Here is a 20,986-nt window from a genome sequence, read left to right as displayed (position 1 = left end):
GGCCCTGCGTGTGGTCGCCGCACTCCCCATCGGCGCTGGCCCGAGCCGATCCCGGCCCCGGCCGAGACGACGAGGGATGCGGCGTACGCATCCCGATCAGGGTAGTACTCCGGCCGAGCGGACTCGCACTCGGCGGTATCCCCAGCCGGAACGGCCGGTGTATGTCACTTCCCCACCGAGACCGCGTCGGTGACGAAGACCAGCGTCTCGTTCGGCGCGATGCCACGCCCGCCCGCTCCGTAGCCCAGGTCCGGCGGCACGACCAGCAGTCTGCGCGAGCCGGCCCGCACGCCGACCAACCCTTGATCCCAGCCTTCGATGACCTGGCCCCCGCCGAGGGTCAACTGGAAGGGCTTGCCACGGTCGAAGGAACTGTCCAGCTTCTGCTTGTTCGACCACGCGACCAACGCGTAGTTCATGGTGAGCTGCTGACCTGCCACGGCGCCGGGCCCGCTGCCCTCGATCAGGTCCTTGACGATCAGCTGCGCGGGCGGGTCACAGTTGTCCGGAATGGTGATCGTCGGCGCGGCGCCGAAGTCACCCGTCACGCCGATGTCCTCGGCGGTGCATTCGCGGCCCTTGCTCTGCGTGGCCGGGCGCTGCGCCGCGGACGCCCCGGCCGACATCGTGGCCTTCCCGGAGGAGACCGCCGCGGATTTGTCGTCGTCCGAGCCGCAGGCCGCCAGCGCGATGGCCGCCGCCGCGATGGTGCCGATCCCGATCATCCTGGCGAGTGTGTACATGCGGCGGACCCTAGACCACGCGCGCGCCCGAGCGGCCCAACCGGGCGGGAGCCGCTGCACCGCGCCGCGCTTTCCCACCTCCGCGCGCGCCGCTTTCCCGCCTCCGCGCCGCCGGCCCGCTAGGCTGACGATGAATTTTCCATCCGGCCTCGTCGACTCCGGTCGGCGACGGTGTAGACGCGCGACAAGCGGTCCCTCGTGGTGCCCGATCGTGAGGAGAGTCGGCGCATGACCCCCAGCACACGCACAGGTGGCGATACCTCGGCCGACAATGTCGGCAACACCGGTGGCGCCACCGTCGCCCCACGTCCCTACCAGTTGACGGACGCGCCCGGTCTGCTCGACCGCACCGAACTGACCGCGCTCGACGCCTGGTGGCGCGCCGCCAACTACCTCGCGGTCGGCCAGATATACCTGATGGACAATCCGCTGCTCCGCGAACCGCTGCGCGCCGAGCACATCAAACCGCGCCTGCTCGGCCATTTCGGTACCGTGCCCGGCCTGAACCTGGTCTGGGCACACGCCAATCGCGCGATTCGGCAGCGGGCCTTGCACGCGGTCTTCGTCGCGGGCCCCGGCCACGGTGGCCCGGGTCCGAACGCGTGCGCCTGGCTGGAAGGCACATATTCCGAGCTGTACAGCCACATTCCGCAGGACGCGGCAGGCATGGGTGCATTGTTCGCACAGTTCTCCTTCCCCGGCGGCGTCCCGAGTCACTGCGCGCCGGAGACGCCCGGCTCCTTCCACGAGGGCGGCGAACTCGGCTATTCGCTGCTGCATGCCTTCGGCGCCGCGCTGGATGACCCGGAGCTCACGGTGTTCTGCGTGATCGGCGACGGCGAGGCGGAGACGGGCCCGCTGGCGGCGAGCTGGCATGTGAACAAGTTCGTCAACCCGGCGCGCGACGGCGCGGTCCTGCCGATCCTGGCGCTCAACGGGTACAAGATCGCCAATCCGACCATTCTCGCGCGGATCCCGGAGACCGAACTGGTCTCGCTTCTGCGCGGATACGGCTACGAGCCGATCATCGTCGCAGGTGACGAACCGACGGTGGTGCACCAGGCTATGGCGAGCGCGATGGATGCCGCTCTGGAGCGCATCGCCCGGATTCAGCGCGCCGCGCGCGGCGGAGCCGACGGGAATCGGCCGATCTGGCCGATGATCGTCTTGCGCACGCCGAAAGGCTGGACCTGTCCGCCCGTGGTGGACGGCGATCGGGTCGAGGGCACTTTCCGCGCGCACCAGGTCCCGTTGCCGGCCGCCCGCACCGACGCGAGGCATCGAGATGTGCTCGAGCAGTGGTTGCGGTCCTATCGCCCCGAGGAGTTGTTCGACCCGACGGGCAGGCCGGTGTCGCAATTGCGTGACCAGGTGCCCAGCGGCGATCGGCGGATGAGCGCCAACCCGGTCGCCAACGGAGGCGCGCTGGTCCGCGATCTCCGGCTACCGGACTGGCGCGATTCCGCCGTCGAAGTGAGCGCGCCGGGCGCGACCGAGCACGAGGCAACCAGGGTGCTCGGCGGGTGGCTGCGCGAGGTCACCAGAAAGAATCCGGACAACTTCCTCACCTTCGCCCCCGACGAACTGGCCAGCAATCGGCTGCAGGACATCCTCGAGGTCACCGGCCGCGACTGGCAGGCCGAGATCGGCGAATACGACGAGAGACTCGACCGCGCGGGCCGAGTGATCGAAGTGCTGTCCGAGCACATCTGCCAGGGACTGTTGGAGGGCTATCTGCTCACCGGCAGGCACGGAGTGTTCACCTGCTACGAGGCGTTCATCCACATCGTCGACGCGATGTTCAACCAGCACGCCAAATGGCTCGACGCGAGCGCGGCGGTGCCGTGGCGGCGTCCCGTCGCCAGCCTGAACTATCTACTGTCCTCGCATGTCTGGCGGCAGGACCACAACGGATTCACTCACCAGGATCCCGGCTTCCTCGACGTGGTGTTGAACAAGAAGCCTTCGATCGTGCGCGTATACCTGCCGCCGGACGCCAATACGCTGCTGTCCACCTTCGACCATTGCCTGCGTTCACGGCACTACGTCAACGTGGTGGTAGCAGGCAAACAGCCTCAGGCCGACTGGCTTTCGGCGTACGACGCGGCCGAGCACTGCGCACGCGGCATCGGGATCTGGGACTGGGCCGGCCACAACGACATACTGGGCACCACCCCCGACGTGGTGCTCGCCTGCGCGGGCGATGTACCGACGCTGGAAACGCTGGCCGCCGCCGCGATACTGCGAGAACGCGTGCCCGAGTTGCGTGTTCGGGTGGTCAACGTGGTCGATCTGATGCGTCTACGGCCACGGGAGGAGCATCCGCACGGACTGCCCGACTGTGAGTTCGACACGCTGTTCACGCACGATCGGCCGGTGATCTTCGCCTTCCACGGCTACCCGTGGTCGGTCCACCGGCTCACCTACCGTCGGACCAACCACAGCGGGATGCACGTGCGCGGCTACCAGGAACGTGGTACCACGACAACGCCGTTCGACATGGTGATGCTCAACGACCTCGACCGCTACCACCTGGTGATGGACGTGATCGATCGCGTACCGAGCCTGGGTGCGCAGGCCGCGGGGCTGCGCCAGGAGATGGTCGACGCACGCTTGGCCGCGCGCATGTGGACCAGGGAGCATGGCGCGGACATCCCCGAAGTCGAGAACTGGACGTGGCCGTACGGCACCTGAGAACCGCGCGAAACGTCCTTACGGGTCTGCGTGACAACGGCTTCGGTTCACGCAGTGGAGTCGCGTCCCGGGCCCGCCGCACGAGTCCTCGCTTGCGCAGCGGACGGGCTTGCCATCGAAATCGAACACGAAATCAGGTCTTCCAGGTCTTCCACAGCCGCAGCGGACACGTCCCGATCCGAGCACAGCAACACCGGTCGCGGCAACGATTCAGGTGTTCATAAGTACGATCGATCGTATGCAAGATGGCCAGGAGTCCGCGCTACTCGCCGGCGAGAACGGCGGCATCACCGACAGGCGGCTGCTGCGCGGTGCGAAGACCCGCGCGACGGTGCTGCGACAGGCCGTCGACATCGCCTCGCTGGACGGGTTGACCGGCCTGAGTTTCGGCAGGCTCGCCAGCGACACCGGATTGAGCAAAGCCGGCATCCAGACCCTCTTCCGTACCAAGGAAGCGCTGCAACTGGCCACCGTGGACTACGCGCGCGACCGGTTCGCCGAGGCGGTCGTCGACCCGGCACGGACCGCGCCGCACGGCCTCGCCCGCCTGCGGGCACTCGTCGAATCCTGGCTGGCCTACGCCGAGACGCCAGTGTTCGCGGGCGGATGCTTCCGCGTCGCGACCATGGCCGAGTACGACAGCAAGCCGGGTCCGGTTCGCGACGCGCTGCTGCGTGACCATCGAGAATGGGTCGGATTGCTGGAACGCGAACTGCGTTTCGCGGTGTCCGCCGGTGAGATCGCCACGATGGCTGCCGATCTGGTCGCCTTCCAACTCGACGCGGTTCTGTGCGCGACCAACACCGCGTTCCGGATCGGCGACACGGAGGTCGCCGCTCGCGCGCGCCGCAGTATCGAAGGGCTCCTGCGACCCGCCTGAACATGGGCCGCCCCCTCGCGACGACACGTCGAAAACTCTTACACGCCCGTCCAGCTCAACCAGCCGACCGAAATGATCAAGAGGACCGCGCAGCTCAGCTGATATCCGGCTGGAAACCAGTCGGACCATCTCCCGCGATGCTCCTACACCGGCCCGAATCGCCGATCCACACACCACGATGTGCGCGCCCAGGGTCGAGACCGTCATTCCGGCGCAACCACCGCCATCGAATTTCGCGACACACCACCGATCGTGTCAGACCGCGCCCACGGATCCCCTAGACTTCAGCGACCCGACCAAACTATACGGACGATCGTATTTTGTTTAACCCGCTAGGCATTGCTCGCGCATCGGCCGACATCACTGCAGCTAGTTACCCCGAACAGCCAGGCAGATCCAGGGATTTTCCCAATTTTGGGAAACCGCTCGACAATAATCGACACGTCAATTAATGTGACGTTATCCAACGGCACGATAGACAGGGCATCGGAGAACGGACCGCAACGGCCCGCACCCGATCCCCGAGGTGACGAGAGAACGGACTTCGACAATGACCGGGATCACGGCACCACAGCGACGGACACAGACCTGGCTCGTCCGTCCGCTGATCGTGAGCGCGATAGCGGCCACGCCGGAAACCCCGGCGCCGACCGAAGCGCTGGCCGAGCCGGACGCGACAGTCGCGGCATCGAGCCCCGGACGCCCGGGCCGCCAAGGAGACGACAGGCCGGGCTCCCCCCATCGCAACGACCGGGACCGCGACGACCGGCACCGCACCGCGACCGACACGACGGCCGCGACGGCTGCCGCCCGGCCCCCTTCCCCGCCCCAGCTTTCGGCGGCTGCTTCGGCCACCGACGCTCGCCGGATCGACCGATCCGCGAGCCGTGCCGCAGGCAGCTCAAATCCGAACGGAGACTTACGATGACTATCAACACTGCCGCCCGACGACTGCTCACCTGTGCCGCGATCATCGGCGCCATCACCGTGGGCGGAGCGGGCATCTCCACCGCCGAGCCGCACGGCCCCTCGGACCCCCGTAACGGCACCGGCGACACCACCGGCTGGCACCACATCGACCCCATGGGTTTCAACCACCGCGACCGCAGCCCGCTGCGGACCCAACAGCACAACAACGCGCTCCGCGACTACCACCAGCGCCAGAGCCAGCCAACGCCGGGCAACACCGGCACGGGCGGCAACAGCAGCCCGAGCTGGTCGCATGCACAGCGTCCGGACGGCAGCGGATACACCGTATGCAAGCCGCAGGCCAGCTGGTGCCGGTGATCGCACCGCCGGCGCACTCGCCAACACCCTGAGACTTCCCCGCATCGTGCCGCTATGTAGCGGCACATTACCTGAAGCATCCGAAATCTCGTAAATCCGATCGACATCGGCAGAGTTAGAACACGAAAGAGAAACACCCATGTTTAAAATCAACGCCCTGCGTCTGAAGCTCGCCCAGCGCACCGCCATGGCACGGACGCTGGCGCTGACACTGCTGGCGTCGTCCGCGCTGGTCGCGGGTGGCCTCGGCCTCGGAGCAGGCGCCGCACAGGCCCAGGGCGCGCCCTGTCTCTGGGCGGGCAATGGCTACGGTCAAGGCGACTCGGTCGTCGCCGGCGGCTGGAGCTTCGCCTGCGGTACCGATCAGTTCGGCGCCCCGTACTGGCACCGCGGGAACGCGACGGGACAGCGCAGCACCGTAGCGAACCCGGGCGCGTCCGCCAACCCGGCCGGTCTGTTCAGCGCGGGAGCACGCCAGTACGGCACGGACTACAACGACTACTGCGTCGGAAACCAGCTTGTCGAGGGCTCCGAGGACGTATACCAGGTCGTCTCGGACGGACGGGGTGCGCTGTGGTGGAAGGCCGCGGGACCGATCGCGCAGTGGTCCTTCGACCCCGGCACCGGCCCGCAGCGTTCCTGGCGGTCGTCGAGCCTGTGCATCGACGGCTCGCTGACCTGATCGAACCCGACACCACCTGACGCCACGCCCGTAACCGCAGCTGCGGTTACGGGCGTGGCGGCGTTCGTGCCGGACGCCGCTCGGATTCGAGCTGTACCCGCTCCTCGAGCTGATCGGGGACGTGCCAGCTGATGTCGGCCCTGGTGGCCGCCATCAGCTTCCTGCGGACGGTGGCGACCTGCGCGTCGACCGTCCGGATCGAACTTCCCCTTCGCGCGGCGATCGCGCTGTTGGCCCAGCCCGCGGCGGCGAGTATCGCCACCTCGCCCTCCGCCGGCGTCAATTCGTCCCAGCGCGAGACAGTCACTCTGGCCTCTGGGCGCAGGCCCGGCACCTGGTCGATGGACAGCCTGCCGAGCACAAACCGCTGCAACTCATCACGTTCCGGCCGCAAGCGCGCGCCGCGGTAGGCCGCCGCCGCGTAGGCCGCCGCACCGATGATCGAGGTCGCCACCTCGGTAGCGCCGGCGATGCCGCGCGCCACCAGTGTCACCCGGTCCGCGACGATGCCCATCGATCGGTGCAGCGTCGCGATTCCGCCCTGGAGATGGGCGATCTCGGTGGCGGCGGCGACCAGTTCGGCCCGGCCGGCGTCGCCCGCGGCGATCCGGGCGGAGAGAAGGTAGGTCAGTGCCATGGTGTGGAAGTGGACGACCCAACCCGCCGTCCAGGTATCACCGGTGGTCAAGACGCGCTCCAGTGTCGAGCGCCCGAGCGTTACCGCCTCATGCGGGTCGCCGTGTCTGGACACCGCGATCATCCATGCCAGCTCCGCCCAGGAGATCGCCCAGCCCGCGTCGGAGGCGACGGCCCGCTCCAGATGCCGCCGCGCGGCGCCCAGCGCCAGGTCGGCGTCTCCCAAATTCGCGCAGGTCAGCGCCTCGAACAGCTCACTGCGCTGTTCCCCGGCCCGATCGCCCGCGGCGGCGAATTTCCTTCGAGCCCTGCCCAATACGTCGACCGCCCGCAGGTCGAGCTGGACGAGAAGCAGTTCGAGGCCCCAGGTGAACTCGACCGCGGCGGGCAAACCGACATCGCTGTCGGTGGTCTCGCGCCAACGGCGTCGCAGGTCCGGGTCGGACAAGCATTCCGCTGCGCACTCGTCCAGCAGCTGAGCGGTATAGGCGTACCTGCCTTGCCAGATGGCGATCCATCCGACCAACGCGGTCGCGTTGATCCGCAACCTGGTCGGCGGTGGGTCGACCCGTCGCGTAGCTTCCAGGGCCTGTTCGGTGAGGCCGGTGATGGCGCGGTTGGATCCGGTGATGAACGGGACGCGCAGCGCCATCAGCGTCGCGGCGGTCTCCAGGCCGATGACGGCCTCCTCCGGGTCGGCGAGACTGGTCTCGATGGCGATGAGAATGTTGTCCCATGCCGCGCGGGCCCAGGCGAGCCACTCCTGTTCTTGCGGGCCGTACCAGGTGGCGGGACCCGCGGCGACCCGGTCGCGGAAGTGCCGCCGATGCCGGGCGAGTAGTCGCACCTCGTCCAGATCGTCATCGCGCGCCGACAACCGATCCCGCACGAACACCCGGACACTCTCGAGCAGGTAATACCGGACCGTCGCCGCGGTCATATGCACGGAGAGCAACGACCGCTCGACCAGGCGCTCCAGCAAGCTCTCGATCTCCACACCGGGCAGCGACGCGTCCGCGCACACCGCCACGATGGCGTCGATCTCCACCCCGCCACTGGGAGCTTCACTGTTCTCGGAGTCATAGCCGGTGGCGAACACCGACATCCGATCCAGCAGCAACTGTTCGCGATCGGTGCACAGGCCGTAGGACCAGGCGATCACGTCGCGCACACTGCGATGACGCTCCCCTACCCCTCCCCTGACATTATGTGACCACTGCAGGCGCCGGTCGTCGGTGTCGCCGGACAGTTCACGCAACACGATCGCCGGCGGCCGATGCAGTAAGCGCGCCGCCGCGAGCCGAATGAACAGCGGGTTGTTGTCGACATGCCCGCAAATCCGGGCGGCGATGGCGAGTTGCCCGGGCTCCTCGGAGATGGGTCGTCCGGTCAGCTCGGCGCGCCGCCGGAACAGCTCGAGGGCATGATCGCTGGACAACGGCGGCACGGCCACCAAATGCTCATCGATCCAGCCGATCGGTTCCCTGCTGGTGGCGAAAATAGTGAGGCCGGGCACCGCCTCCAGCAGGCTGACGATCAGCGGACCCACCCCACCGAGCACGTGCTCGCAGTTGTCCAACACCAGTATCGTCGGCTCGCCCGCGCCCACGTCGCCGCCGCTGAAAGTCTCCACCAGGCCGTCCCAGGCCGACCGTCCCGCGACGTCGTCCTTGGCGACCGACTGCACCACTTCTTCGGCGACCGTCCCGGTCTCCGCTTCGGTCGCCAACCGGGCCAGCCGTGTCCAGTAGACCGCGCGCCGCGCCGCGCCGCGATATCGACGTACCGCCTCCGCGGCCAGCGTCGTCTTGCCGATGCCGCCCGGACCGACCAGGGTGATCAGCCGGGCGCTGGATGAGCGAAGCAGCGTGTCGATCTGCCGTAGCTCGGCATGCCTGCCCACGAATTCACGGGGCGCGGCGGGGCCGTCGCCACGGCCGCTGTTCACTTCCGACATGCCGGTGCACCTATCAATTCAGAAACCGTCGGTCGGAGCAGCCTATCGATTAGCCACCGACCTGCGAGAACGGCGGGGCCGTCGCTCGGACTCGTACCGTACGCGATCGCCGAGTTCTTCGGGAATATGGTCCACGATGTCGGCGCGGGAGACGATCATCAGTTTCCGTCGAATCGCTGCGACCTGCGCGTCGACCGTCCTGATCGAGCTGTGCCGGCAGGAGGCGATCGCGCTGTTCGACCAACCCGCCGCCGCGAAGACGGCGACGTCACGTTCGGCTTCTGACAACTCGCACCAGCGAGAGCTGGGCCGCCTCGACGGCGGACGTGGGGCGGCGGGCCGGTCGGGCCGGCGGGGCGCGGGCGCCGCATCCCCGGTCGACCACCACAACTCGTCCAGCTCAGGGCGTGGCCGGGTCCTTCGTTCGGCCGCGGCGTACGCCCGGTCACCGAGCACCGCGCGCGAGACCTCCGACGCACGGCGGATCTCGGCGGCGATCAACGGAACCTGATCGATGGCGATCCCCATCGACCGCTGGCGCGCCGTGAAACTCCCTACCAGGTAGGCGATCTCGGTCGCGGTCGCGGGATCGCCTCCGGTGTCCCGATCCGCTACGAGCAGCTGTGCGAGCGCGACGATGTGCGCGCCGACTGCCCAGCTCGCCGTCCAGGTGTCCTGCTCGCCGGCGTGGCGGGTGAGCACGCCACTGGTCAGCGCGCACGCCTCGGTCGCGGCCCCGTGCTTGGCCAGCGCCACCGCGCGCGCGATCTCTGCCCACGCCGTCGACAGCGTCGAGCCCGACGACACCGAACGCTCCAGGAACCGCGCGGTGTTGTCCAGCGCTTCGGTCCGGTCGCCGACGAGCGCGGCGCAGAACGCGACGAACACGTCGCTGCGCTCGGCGCCGATGCGGTCGCCGATCTCCCCGAACTTGCGCCGCGCCCGGGTGAGCACAGTGATCGCGCGCCGGTCGGCCCGCACCATCATCAACTCCAGGCCCCACATCCATTCGACCGGCGCGGACAGGCCGACATCGGTATCGGTGCAGCGCGGGCCGGCGCCGGATTCGCCAGCCGTCGAGAACGTGACGCAGTCCGCAAGCAGCCGCGCGATGCGATCGGTCCGTCCCTGCCAGAGCGCGATCCAGCCGAGCAGGGCGGTAGCCAGATCACCGAGACCGGACGGGCCGAGCCCGCACGCTCTGGTGGCATCCAGCGCTCGCTCGGTCAGCCGGATGAGCGCGCCCGCGCCAGACCGCACGAACGGCACCTTCATCGACAACAGAACGGTCGCGGTTTCCAGCGCGACGAGGGCCTGCGCCGGATCCGCGAGACCGGATTCGATACCGAGCACGATGTCGTTCCACGCCAACCGCACCCACCGCAGCCAAGCCTGGTCCTGTGGGCCCAGCCACATGGCCTGTCCAGCAATGACTTTGTCCAGGAAGTACCGGCGATGCCGGGCGGCGAGACGGTCGGACTCGCCGCGGTCGCGGCGGCGCAGCCGGTCACGAGCGAAGACACGCACGCTTTCCACCAGATACCAACTGACCGTGGTCGTGGTGTGATGCGTCGACAGCAGCGATTGCTCGGCCAGCCGTTCCAGCAGGTAATCGATCTCACCCGCGGGCAGGGCCTCGTCCGCGCACACCGCGATCGCGGCGTCGAGCTCGATGCCGCCGCGCCGCGATTCGTCATCGGTCTCGTAGCCTGCGGCGAAAACCGACAAGCGCTCGAGCAGCAACTGCTCTTTCGGGGCGCAGAGCGCGAAAGACCAGGCCACCACGTCGTACACGCCGCGGTGGCGCTGCTCGGCGCCCGCGCGCGCCCCATGTGTCCAGTGCAGGCGCTTGTCGTCGGCGTCTCCGGTGAGCTCGCGCAACACCATGACCGGTGGCTGATGCCGCAGTCGTGCCGCGGCCAGCCGGATGAACAACGGATTGTGGTCGACTCTGCGGCAGATCCGCGCAGCGATGGCCACCTGCTCGCGCACGTCGGGGATCGTCCGCCGGACGAGCTCGGCTCGCCGACGGAACAACTCGAGGGACTGACAGGCCGACAACGGGGGCACGGCCAGGATGTATTCGTCGACCCATCCGATCGGCTCCCGGCTGGTAGCCAAGATCGTGAGCCCCGGCGCCGCCTCCAGCAGATCGGCGATCATCGCGCCGATGGCGCCGAGCAGATGCTCGCAGTTGTCCAGCACGAGAACCGCCCGGTCGGCGGACGGGGCGCCGCTGGTGAGAGTGCGAACCAGAGTGTCCGCGGTCGGCCGAGAGCCGAGTTCGGTGCGCACCGCCGACTGCATCACATCCTGCGCAGTCGCCGTGCTGTCGGGCTCCAGTTCGGCCAGCCTGGCCCAATAGACCGGCCTGCGCCTGGCTCGCGGGCAGCGGCGAAGCACCTCCGCCGCTAACCGCGTCTTACCTATCCCACCCGGCCCGACCAGGGTGACCAGGCACGCGTCACTGTCCAGTAACACGCCGAGCCGGTCCAATTCCGTTTCCCGGCCGATGAATTCACTGGTGGATGCGGGGAGCACGCCGCCACGTGCCTGAACCATGGCCATACAAACGAAAGTTAGCCGACGCGGCGGCTACGCGCTCGACAATGCCGGGTCGAGTTCCGACGACACCCCGCCACCTTCCCTGCGGCGGGGTGCCACCTCGTGGCGCATGCGCGCTACTGGGACGAGGCCGAGGCCGCCTGTTGGTAATGCATCTGGACGACGGCGCTGTCGAAGGTCATCACATCGACCAGCTGCAATCCCGACACCACCGAGGGTGTCGGGAACAACGGGATCCCGCCACCCAGCAGGATGGGGTGAACGAACAGCCGGTACTCATCGATCAGATCATGCTTCATGAACATCGATGCCGTCTCGGCGCCGCCGAACAGGACCATGTCACACCCGGGCCGCGCGCGCATCGCGGTGATCTCCCCGACCAGATCGTCCCGGACAATCCTCGTGTTCCACTCCGCCGCCGCCAGGCTGCGGGAGAACACGACCTTGGGCGTCTCCTTCCAGCACCGCGCGAAGTCGATGTAGAACTCCGATATCGCTGGATCCACATCGGCGGTCGGCCAGAACGATGCCATGATGTCGTAGGTCTTGCGCCCGTAGAGGAAAACGTCGGCCGAGTGCAGTTCGTCCAGAAACGATTCGCACAGTTCCTCGTCGACCACCGGCCAGTGGATTTCCTGATCCGGCCCCTCTGCGAAGCCGTCGAGCGACATCTGCATCCACAGTGTCACGCTTCCCATTGCCACACCCATCTGTCCGCTTTGTGCGATTGGCAGATTGTCGGGGAGAGCAACACCGGCGCGCATCGGTAGATTCGCGGAGGGCCTACGTAGGTAGGCGGGCATCAGCAGATTTCCCACCCCGTGAACACGTGGCCGGATGAAACCAATATACCGCTGATTAACGGCACGTTACTGCCACACATCTCCATTGGTGGGAATGCGAGGCGCACACAGCCAGCGCTGGTTGCCGCCCGAGGCGGTCAGGCCTCCTGCAGTGCGTCGACCAGCTCGGCGTCCTGATCGAGATACCTTGCCACAAAGAGGCTTACGAGTTCGGCGGTCACTTCACCGGGAACCAGGCGCGTCGTCGCCAGCCGCTCCCCGAGCTCGGCGACTTCGGCCGGGCCCCGGTCGGAGTCCTGGAACGATGACCAGGCAGTGCGGCGGAACAGATCCACGAATCGCCGTGCGATGCGCTCGGCGTCCGCGCGCAGCTTCTCCAGCTCGCCGACAACCTCATCGGTCGGAATACCACCCGACCGCAATCGTTCGAGACGATCCACCAGCTGACGATCCGCGACGCGATAGGTCGCGGCATCGACCGGCTCGTACAGCCCCGCCGCGACAACGCGCGCGAGACCGTTGGGCACGTCGTCGTAGCGCTCGGCGAGTTCGGTCGCCGCGATCATGTCACCGGCAGCGACCGAGTCGGACGCTTCGGACTCGGCGACGCCGAGGATGTCCCCCAGGTCGTCGCCACGATCCCACGCATTGAGCAATTCTTTGATGCCGTTGAGTTTGATCCCGCGATCGAGCAGCTTGCTGATGGTCCGTACCCGGTTCAGATGGTCGGCGCCATAGAAGCCGGTCCGACCCTTGACCTGCGGTGGCGGCAGCACGCCGCGCTCGTGGTAAACCCGCAGGCTGCGCACGGTCGTACCGGCCTCCCGTGCCAGCTCATCGATCGTGTATTCCACACCCGCAGTCATACCTCAAGCAAACCACATCGCAACACGAGCCGACGGTGGCTGCACGGGCATGTTTCGGTAACCACCCCGACTTTAGCGACAATTCAGCAACGGCACCCTATCCGGTCCGATTCGCTTCGCGCGGCACGCTGCGGCGTGCCAGCGCAACGCCGGCCTTCCCGCCCATGGAAACCGACGCGGTACACGGCTTTTGCCACTGCGCCTATTCTTCCGTTATGGCTGAATCTGCAGGCCCCCCGGCCAGCATTGCGGACCGTGAACGAGCACTGCGCGAACTGACCCAGCACTTAGGCGCGGGCAGACTGGGCCTGACCGAGTTCGACGAACTCAGCGCGGCCGTCGCGGCGGCGACCAGCAAGAGTCAGCTCGCCGAACTGTTCGCCGACCTGCCGGGCAGCACACCGCCGCCACCAGTGGTGCAGCCGACCAATCCCCTGCCTCGCATGGCGGTACTGGCGGGGGCGGCCGTGGTGTTCGCCGTGGTGCTCACGGTGTCCACCGGCAACTGGCTCTGGCTGCTCGTGATCCTGGCCGCACCAGCGCTTTTCATGATTACCGCGCGGACGGCCTGAGCTCGGTCACCACCTGGTCTTCGGCCGCACGTAGTTGGCCAGGTCGACCAGGCGGTACCGGTGCAGGCGCTGCGGCGCGATGCGGGCGAGCGCGCGCAAACTCGATTCGAGCCCGCGCTGCAGCCCCAGGGGGGTCACCGGGAAACCGAGCAGGGTCGCCTCGGAATTCACCGACGCCCCACCCGCCCGCACCCACTCCAGCGCCGCACCCACAACGATGACCTGCAGTTGCAGTGCCCTTGGCTCGTCGGGCGCGGCATCGAGTCGCGCCGCGGCTTCGGTGAGATCGGCCTCGGCGGTCTCCGGAATAGGCTGCGAGACCAAAAGCAGACACCCGGTCATCCGCGCCACGCTCTGATACCGCGATGCCTCCGGCACCTGGTCCAGAACCCCGACGGCCTCCAACAGTTCGCCGTCGGCGACCAGCCTGCGGGCCAGGCCGAACGCCGCGCTCACCACACCGTGGTTGGTCCGCCACACCGTCCGGTAGTACTCCGTGGCGAGCCGATGCCAGCGGTTGTCGTCGTCGGGCGTGCCGAGATGCTGCAGTGTCAGCTCCGCGGTGGCGGCCAACGCCAGGGCGGGCGCGATCTCGCCGGGCAGCATGTCGTGCACCAGGGCGAAGTACTCATAGGCGCGCTCGTATTGGCCGTCCAGCAGCGCGGCAACGGCGGAATACCACTCGATCCGCCAGTCCGTGGGGTAACCCGGACGCAGGTCGGCGAGCCGATCGCAGGCGGGGACCACCTCGCCGAGATCGAGGTGCGCGCGGACCGCGGTCAGCGTTCCCTCCAACTCGAAGGTCTCCGGCTCCAGGATCGTCCCGGATACGATCCGGTCGGCAGTGCGGCGCAGCGCGTCGAGGGCGTGCCTCGGGTCGCCGTGCAGCAAGGTCGACAGCAGGTCGGCGCTGGGATCCTCGCTGTCGATCAACGGAACCGGCAGGGCCGCCACGACACTCGGCGCGTCCAACGCCGGAAGCCGATGACGTCCGTCGGCCATGCCATCGGTCTGTCCGATGAGCGTCTCGATGCCGAAATCGCCACGCATGGAACCGAACTCGAGCGAGGCCTGGGGATGCTCCGATCCGGTGTCGGCGGCGAGCACCATTCGGAGGACGCCGGCGAGCTGCCCGTACATCGAATAGGCGGACGGAAACCGCCGCTGCGGATCCGGGTCGGTGGCCCGCCGTAGCAACCGGTCCAGCGAAGGGTATCGCCGCAGCAGCGGCTGCTCGTCGGCCGACGGAATACCGGGCAGCTGATGACCGTCGTCGGTCTTGGGCATGTTCAGCACCAGCGCGGCCAGGGTGCGGCCGACGGTGTAGATGTCCGAGGCCACCGTCGGACCGGTCTCGGTGATCTCCGGCGCCTGGTAACCAGGGGTGCCGTAGATACTGCCGTAAGATTCCATCGCGGCGACCGCGCCGAGGTCGATCAGCTTGACCTCGTCCTCGCTGACCATGATGTTGTCCGGCTTGAGGTCGTTGTAGGCGAGACCGAACGAGTGCAGATAGTCCAGTGCGGGCAGGATCTCCATCATGAAGGCGATCGCCTCCGAGACCGGAATGCGGTCCGGCGCGCGCAGATCGAGCATTCGCTTGAGCGAACGGCCGCCGACATACTCCATAACGATGTAGCCGTCGGGAACGTCACGCCCAGACCGATGCTTGACGAAGTTGTGGATCTTGACGATGCCGGGATAGGCGACTTCGGAGAGGAATTGGCGTTCGGCGAGCGCGACCACATGAGCCTCGAAGTCGAGCGGATTCTGCAACCCCTTCAGCACCACCCAGCGATCGCTCACGTTGCGATCGATGGCGAGATAGATCCAGCCGAGCCCGCCGTGGGCCAGACAGCCCTGTACCTCGTACTGGTCGGCGACCATCTCGCCTTGGCCGAGCGAGGGCCGGAAGTTGAACGGAGATCCACACCGGCCGCACTCACCCTCCACCACACCGGGCCCGGCGTCGCTGGTTCGTCCGACCGGCTGCTGACACTTCCAGCAAAACCGTTTGTGCTCCGGCATTTCCGGACTCTGCATGACCGCGGTACGCGGATCGAGCGGGCTCACCTTGGGCATGGACACCAGGCCATCACCCAATCTTCGGACGCTCGGCCGGGAGCGCGCACTGCGCCCGGAACCGGGATCCGATTCGAGATCGTCGAGCAGGCCGGCAGTGCCGATGGTGAGCTCGGCGGACGCGAGCCCCGCGGCGGTCGACCGTCCGACGCTCGGGATCGACTCACCGGTACCGGACCGTTGGGTCGGTGGACCCTCCACATGCTGAGGCGTCGACCATGGATGAGGCAGTCGTGGGGGCATCTCGGTCTTGAGTAGATGTCGAGTCGCCCAGGGGTCGGAAGTTCGCCGAGGCACTTCGGTGCCGCGCATTCGCCGATTCGCCCACGGATGCGCAAGTGGACGGTCGGAGGCGCTGGGGTGCTCCGGCATACGAACCTCTCAAACCCACCGTTGAATCGGGGTTTCATTCTGGTCCGCTACCTGTCGATGCGCGCGAGTATTGTTCCCGAGATTGGGAATAGTATCCGCCCCGGGTCGAAGCCCGGGACGGATACTGGCTCACTCCTCGTCGGGTTTGTCGAGAATCACCACCGCGTCGCTACCCGCCGATGCGCGGTTGCGCGGGGGACGCTCGGCCAGGACGGGGAACTGGCCGGTGACGCCCTGTCGGACCTCCGCAATGCGCAGTACCCGCTTACGTGCCAGGAACCAGCCGGCGACCAGTGCGGGAGCCACGACCAGACCCATGGCGATCACCGCGCCGCGCTGCACGTCGTCGTCGCTGAAGGCCATCAGACCGACTACCGCCACGAGGAAGGCCAGCGTCGCGAAGCTCGTGTAGGGCGTACCGATCAGCCGGAAGGATGGACGTTCCGCGCGACCCGTGCGCGACCAACGCCACAGCTGCAACTGGCACACCACGATCGCGGCCCACGCGACGATGGTGCCCAACGCCGACATGTTCAACACGATCTCGAATGCCTTCTCCGGCACCACCGCGTTCAGCCCGACACCGATCAGCGCGACCGCGCCGGTGGCGAGGATGCCGACATAAGGCACTCCGCCCTTCGACATTCGCGCAGCGATGGTGGGCGCACTGCCGTTCATCGACATCGACCGCAGGATTCGGCCGGTCGAGTACAGCCCGGCGTTCAGGCTGGAGAAGGCCGCGGTCAGGACGACGAGGTTCATCACCGAGCCGGCGCCGTTCAGGCCGATTCGCGAGAAGAAGGTGACGAAGGGGCTCTCACCGTTCTTGAAAGCGGTGTAAGGGAGCAGCAGGCCGAGCAGCACCAGCGATCCGACATAGAACAGCGCGATTCGGGCGATCACGGAGTTGATCGCCCGCGGCATGATCTTCTCCGGGTTCTCCGCCTCACCAGCCGCCGTGCCGACCAATTCCACCGCGGCGTACGCGAAGACGACACCCGTGGTGACCAGAACAAGCGGGAGCAGGCCGCTGGGGAACAGTCCGCCGTTGTCGGCGATGACACTGGGTCCGGTGTGCTCCCCGTCGATGGTGAACCGGCCCGCGAGGAAGATCGTGCCGATGATCAGGAAGGCGACCAGCGCGACGACCTTGATCAGCGCGGCCCAGAACTCCAACTCACCGAACCACTTCACCGAGACGAGGTTGACGCTCACCACCAACGCCAGGGCGACCAGCGCGATCAACCACTGCGGAATCGCCTCGAAGGCCCCCCAGTAATGGACATAGGTCGCGATCGCCGTGATATCGACGATGCCGGTCATACACCAGTGGAAGAAGTACATCCAGCCGACCGCGAACGCCAGTTTCTCGCCGTAGAACTCACGCGCGTAGGAGACGAACGACCCCGAGGAGGGGCGATGCAGCACCAGCTCGCCGAGCGCCCGCAGGACGAAGAACACGAACACGCCACAGATGGCGTACACGATGAACAGTCCCGGACCCGCGCTGGCCAGCCGCCCGCCCGCACCGAGGAACAATCCGGTGCCGATGGCGCCACCGATCGCGATCATCTGCAGCTGACGCGGGCGCAACGACTTGTGGTAACCCGCATCCTCCTCGTGGATGCCCGCCGGCGCGGGCACCTCCGAGGGAGGTCGAACTGTGGTCATGAGGATGGCCTTTCAGGTGACGGCGATCATAACTTCGCTCAATGTACCGTTAGATAGCGGCACGCTCAATAGCGACCCGGCTTTGTCACAGTCCGGATATCAAGACAGTCCTGGAAAAGGTGTCCGAGCAGCAGTGATGGGAAGGGCCTCGTTGATCGGGCCACCGCGTGTCGGTACGCTCGGGATGAAATCGGCTGATGGAGCGCAGATGGCGTGGTTCGAACGGGAGTTCATAGCGGTCCCCGAGGACCGTAAGAACCAGATGGTCTACAAGTGGCCGGATGTCAATATCCGCCGCTACACACGTGCGATCGTCAACGCCGACGAGATCGCCTTGTTCGTCAAGTCCGGGCAGGTGGTCGCGGCGATGGGCCCCGGACGGCATCGCATCGATGCCGACGAACTGCCGGTGCTCGGCGCGCTCGTCGACACCGTCACCGGCGGGAATTACTATCGCGCCGAACTGTATTTCGTCTCGACCCGGGAGGTACCAGGCGTCCGATTCGGCGGACGACTGGCCGACATCCTCGACCCGGTCAGCGAGCAGGTGGTGACCCTGCGCGTCTTCGGTGAGTTCGCGCTCGCCATCCGCGATCCAGCCGAACTGCTCACCTCGCTGGCGGGCACCGCCGATCTCACCGACCAGGACAAAGTACAGAACTGGTGCGCGGACTTGCTGCTCAAGTCCATGAAAATCGCAGTCACCCAGGGCATTTCGCGAGGCGACTGGCAAGTACTCGGACTCTCTGCGCAATTACAGCCGATCGAGGCCGCGGTCATGCACCAGACCAACACCGCGCTCTACGAGTACGGGCTGCGTATCCCGCGCATGGGTAATTTCGATATCACACTGGCGCCGGAGGACGCGGAACGGCTGAAGCGACTCGCCAAGGACGTCAAATACATTCGCCTGACCGGCGACTTCCAGCGCTATGCCGCGGGCGAACTGGCGCTCGGAGCGGGACACGGTCTCGCGCACGGTCACCACCATGGCGAAGGCGGATTCCTCGGCGCCGCACTGGGTATCAGTGCCATCGGACAGCATGTGTCCAACCATTCGGGCGCGCCGCAACTTCCGCCCGCCGCGGCCGACACGGGGCAATCCCTGTGTGCTACCTGCCATACCGCGAACCCGGCGGGCGCGCGATTCTGCATGAACTGCGGAACATCCCTTGCGCCGCAGCCGCGGCACTGCCCCAGCTGCGGCACGGAATCGACGGCGGCGGCCAAGTTCTGCGGGAACTGCGGAACACCGATGCCCGGAGGCTGACGCCGAGCACATCGGAACTCGCCGCGCGGAAACCGCGGAAACGCCGATGCCCGGAGGCCGACGCCGAGCGCGTCGAACCTCCGGGCATCGTCGGTATTCAGCCGACGACTGTCGGCGCTACGGCGGTGGACTCACCACCGCTGCTCACCATGCTCCGGACCTGCCGCGCCGCGACCGAGAGCGAGGCCAGATCATGGGTCTCGGCAGCGAAGATCTGCGCCAGCGATGCGCCTGCGCGCGCGAGCCGGGACCGGTTGGTCGACTCCCAGTACGCGATCTTCTCCGCGGTGCTGTCCTGCGGTTCGGTGGCGGTCAGCACGTCGAGCGTCAGCGAGCGCAGCGAATCGTAGAGATCCTCGCGGACCGCCAGACGCGCCAGCGTGCGCCAGCGTCCGCCGCGCTCGAGGTTGCCGACCGCGGTCAACAAACGCTCGATCTGGAAGTGCTCGTTGAGCGCGTAATACAGCACCGCGACCTCGGAGGGATCACGCTCGGCGATCTCCGCCAGATCGGTTACGTCCAGCAGTGGGAAACGGTGGATGAGCCCGAACGCCTCATCGGCCAGATCCTGCGGCGCGCCACGGGAGATCGACCCGCGTGACCGCTCGGCCAGATCGTCGGCGAGGTAGCCGGTCAGCAAGTCGGGCACCTGGCTGGCGAGCGCACGGACACCGTCCCGGTACCGGGCGATATCGGCGCCGATCGCGATCGGCTGTGGACGGTTGGACAGCAGCCACCGGGACGCCCGGTCCAGGTTGCGTTTGGTCTCCAGTTCCAGTTCGTTGCGCGCTGCCGTGGACATCGGGGTCTGCCGGATCCGCTGCCAGAGCACATGCAGATCGAAGATCTCCACGGCGGCCGTGTACGCGCGCACCGCGTCATCGGTGGTCGCGCCCGCCTCTTCCGCGAGCCGGAAGGCGTAGGTGATCCCGCCGAAGTCGACCATGTCGTTGATCACCACCGTGGCCACGATCTCGCGCCGCAGCGGGTGCCTGCCGATCGCCGCCGCGAATCGCTCACGCAGCGGTGCGGGGAAGTAGGCGGGCAGCACCGACGCGAACGCCGTGCTGTCGAGCAGGTCACCGGCGAGCAGATCCGCTTTGAGCGACAGCTTCACGTGCGCCATCAGATTCGCCAACTCCGGCGAGGTCAGCCCGGTTCCCTCCGCGGCGCGGCGCGCCAGTTCCGCATCCGTCGGCAGCGCCTCGAGCTCGCGATCGAGGCCGCGGCGCGCCTCGAGATCGGCGATCAGCCTGCCGTGCACGCCCGACATCCCCGCCGCGTCGGCCCGTGACATCCCCAGGCGGAAGTTCTGGGAGATGTTGTCACGCAGCACCAAATCAGCGACTTCGTCGGTCATCGAGGCGAGCAACGGGTTGCGGTCGGCCACCGCGAGTTCGCCGCTGGAAACCACCGCATCCAGCAGGATCTTGATGTTGACCTCGTGATCGGAGCAGTCCACACCCGCGGAGTTGTCCAACGCGTCGGTATTCATCCGGCCGCCGTTGCGGCAGAACTCGATCCGCCCCAACGCCGTGGCACCCAGGTTGCCACCCTCGCCGATCACCTTGACCCGCAACTGGTTCGCGCTCACCCGCACCGCGTCATTGGACTTGTCGCCGACATCGGCATTGGTCTCGGTACTGGCCTTCACATAAGTACCGATGCCGCCATTCCAGAACAGATCGACCGGCGCGAGCAGGATCGCCTTGATCATCTCCGGCGGGGACAGCGTGGTCACCTCCGGAGCCAGGTCCAGCGCGGCACGCACCTGCGCGGTCACCGGAATCGCCTTGGCGGACCGGTCGTAGACGCCGCCGCCGGGGCTGATCAGGGACTTGTCGTAATCAGCCCACGACGAACGCGGAAGCGCGAACATCCGCTGCCGCTCGACGAAAGACGACGC

General features: G+C 67.3%; 14 protein-coding genes. 6 read left to right on the top strand and 8 right to left on the bottom strand.

From position 1 onward, the window contains the following. Positions 1-164: 164 nt before the first annotated feature. On the bottom strand, positions 165-743 hold the full coding sequence (locus AB0B25_RS10350; protein ID WP_357176938.1) for an FKBP-type peptidyl-prolyl cis-trans isomerase: 579 nt from the start codon (positions 741-743) through the stop codon (positions 165-167). 228 nt (positions 744-971) lie between these two features. Here AB0B25_RS10350 and AB0B25_RS10345 point away from each other — a divergent pair, with 228 nt between their 5' ends. The 4 genes from AB0B25_RS10345 to AB0B25_RS10330 all read left to right on the top strand — a co-directional run bounded on the left by AB0B25_RS10345 (position 972) and on the right by AB0B25_RS10330 (position 6,286). After that, positions 972-3,437: a phosphoketolase family protein gene (locus tag AB0B25_RS10345; protein WP_357176937.1), complete on the top strand. Its 2,466-nt coding sequence runs from the start codon at positions 972-974 to the stop codon at positions 3,435-3,437. A 238-nt stretch (positions 3,438-3,675) separates the two neighbouring features. Further along, positions 3,676-4,317 carry a TetR/AcrR family transcriptional regulator gene (locus tag AB0B25_RS10340; protein WP_357176936.1) on the top strand — a complete coding sequence of 214 codons (642 nt, stop codon included), beginning with the start codon at positions 3,676-3,678 and terminating at the stop codon, positions 4,315-4,317. Positions 4,318-5,241: 924 nt separating this feature from the next. Next, positions 5,242-5,604: a hypothetical protein gene (locus AB0B25_RS10335; protein WP_357176935.1), complete on the top strand. Its 363-nt coding sequence runs from the start codon at positions 5,242-5,244 to the stop codon at positions 5,602-5,604. A gap of 139 nt (positions 5,605-5,743) precedes the next feature. Next, a complete protein-coding gene (locus AB0B25_RS10330) occupies positions 5,744-6,286 on the top strand; it encodes a hypothetical protein (protein ID WP_357176934.1) in 543 nt (180 codons plus the stop codon). A 46-nt stretch (positions 6,287-6,332) separates the two neighbouring features. Here AB0B25_RS10330 and AB0B25_RS10325 read toward each other — a convergent pair whose 3' ends face one another. The 4 genes from AB0B25_RS10325 to AB0B25_RS10310 form a co-directional block, all read right to left on the bottom strand. Further along, a complete protein-coding gene (locus AB0B25_RS10325) occupies positions 6,333-8,879 on the bottom strand; it encodes an AAA family ATPase (RefSeq protein WP_357176933.1) in 2,547 nt (848 codons plus the stop codon). A 42-nt stretch (positions 8,880-8,921) separates the two neighbouring features. After that, entirely contained in the window at positions 8,922-11,447 is a 2,526-nt protein-coding gene (locus AB0B25_RS10320; RefSeq protein WP_357176932.1) for an AAA family ATPase, read from the bottom strand. Positions 11,448-11,560: 113 nt separating this feature from the next. Beyond that, on the bottom strand, positions 11,561-12,142 hold the full coding sequence (locus AB0B25_RS10315) for a dihydrofolate reductase family protein (protein WP_357176931.1): 582 nt from the start codon (positions 12,140-12,142) through the stop codon (positions 11,561-11,563). 242 nt (positions 12,143-12,384) lie between these two features. Then, entirely contained in the window at positions 12,385-13,113 is a 729-nt protein-coding gene (locus AB0B25_RS10310) for a MerR family transcriptional regulator (protein ID WP_357176930.1), read from the bottom strand. Positions 13,114-13,328: 215 nt separating this feature from the next. On the opposite strand from AB0B25_RS10310, the gene AB0B25_RS10305 reads away from it, so the two are divergent. After that, on the top strand, positions 13,329-13,685 hold the full coding sequence (locus AB0B25_RS10305; protein WP_357074823.1) for a DUF1707 domain-containing protein: 357 nt from the start codon (positions 13,329-13,331) through the stop codon (positions 13,683-13,685). A gap of 6 nt (positions 13,686-13,691) precedes the next feature. On the opposite strand, the gene AB0B25_RS10300 is transcribed toward AB0B25_RS10305, so the two are convergent. Beyond that, positions 13,692-15,968 carry a tetratricopeptide repeat protein gene (locus AB0B25_RS10300; RefSeq protein WP_357176929.1) on the bottom strand — a complete coding sequence of 759 codons (2,277 nt, stop codon included), beginning with the start codon at positions 15,966-15,968 and terminating at the stop codon, positions 13,692-13,694. 300 nt (positions 15,969-16,268) lie between these two features. Further along, positions 16,269-17,810: an amino acid permease gene (locus AB0B25_RS10295; RefSeq protein ID WP_357176928.1), complete on the bottom strand. Its 1,542-nt coding sequence runs from the start codon at positions 17,808-17,810 to the stop codon at positions 16,269-16,271. 208 nt (positions 17,811-18,018) lie between these two features. Here AB0B25_RS10295 and AB0B25_RS10290 point away from each other — a divergent pair, with 208 nt between their 5' ends. Next, positions 18,019-19,080, top strand: a complete 1,062-nt coding sequence (locus tag AB0B25_RS10290; protein WP_357176927.1) for an SPFH domain-containing protein — start codon at positions 18,019-18,021, stop codon at positions 19,078-19,080. Positions 19,081-19,177: 97 nt separating this feature from the next. On the opposite strand, the gene AB0B25_RS10285 is transcribed toward AB0B25_RS10290, so the two are convergent. Further along, the coding region (locus tag AB0B25_RS10285; protein WP_357176926.1) for an NAD-glutamate dehydrogenase domain-containing protein at positions 19,178-20,986 on the bottom strand (1,809 nt) is incomplete at its 5' end.

The sequence above is a fragment of the Nocardia sp. NPDC049190 genome (genome assembly GCF_040648115.1).
Lineage (GTDB): Bacteria > Actinomycetota > Actinomycetes > Mycobacteriales > Mycobacteriaceae > Nocardia.
This window is presented reverse-complemented; position numbering and strand designations above follow the sequence as displayed.

Excerpts from the sequence above, each read along its gene's own strand:
- AB0B25_RS10350 (WP_357176938.1), bottom strand. The coding sequence starts at position 743 with ATGTACACACTCGCCAGGATGATCGGGATCGGCACCATCGCGGCGGCG.
- AB0B25_RS10345 (WP_357176937.1), top strand. The coding sequence starts at position 972 with ATGACCCCCAGCACACGCACAGGTGGCGATACCTCGGCCGACAATGTC.
- AB0B25_RS10340 (WP_357176936.1), top strand. The coding sequence starts at position 3,676 with ATGCAAGATGGCCAGGAGTCCGCGCTACTCGCCGGCGAGAACGGCGGC.
- AB0B25_RS10335 (WP_357176935.1), top strand. The coding sequence starts at position 5,242 with ATGACTATCAACACTGCCGCCCGACGACTGCTCACCTGTGCCGCGATC.
- AB0B25_RS10330 (WP_357176934.1), top strand. The coding sequence starts at position 5,744 with ATGTTTAAAATCAACGCCCTGCGTCTGAAGCTCGCCCAGCGCACCGCC.
- AB0B25_RS10325 (WP_357176933.1), bottom strand. The coding sequence starts at position 8,879 with ATGTCGGAAGTGAACAGCGGCCGTGGCGACGGCCCCGCCGCGCCCCGT.
- AB0B25_RS10320 (WP_357176932.1), bottom strand. The coding sequence starts at position 11,447 with ATGGCCATGGTTCAGGCACGTGGCGGCGTGCTCCCCGCATCCACCAGT.
- AB0B25_RS10315 (WP_357176931.1), bottom strand. The coding sequence starts at position 12,142 with ATGGGAAGCGTGACACTGTGGATGCAGATGTCGCTCGACGGCTTCGCA.
- AB0B25_RS10310 (WP_357176930.1), bottom strand. The coding sequence starts at position 13,113 with ATGACTGCGGGTGTGGAATACACGATCGATGAGCTGGCACGGGAGGCC.
- AB0B25_RS10305 (WP_357074823.1), top strand. The coding sequence starts at position 13,329 with ATGGCTGAATCTGCAGGCCCCCCGGCCAGCATTGCGGACCGTGAACGA.
- AB0B25_RS10295 (WP_357176928.1), bottom strand. The coding sequence starts at position 17,810 with ATGACCACAGTTCGACCTCCCTCGGAGGTGCCCGCGCCGGCGGGCATC.
- AB0B25_RS10290 (WP_357176927.1), top strand. The coding sequence starts at position 18,019 with ATGGCGTGGTTCGAACGGGAGTTCATAGCGGTCCCCGAGGACCGTAAG.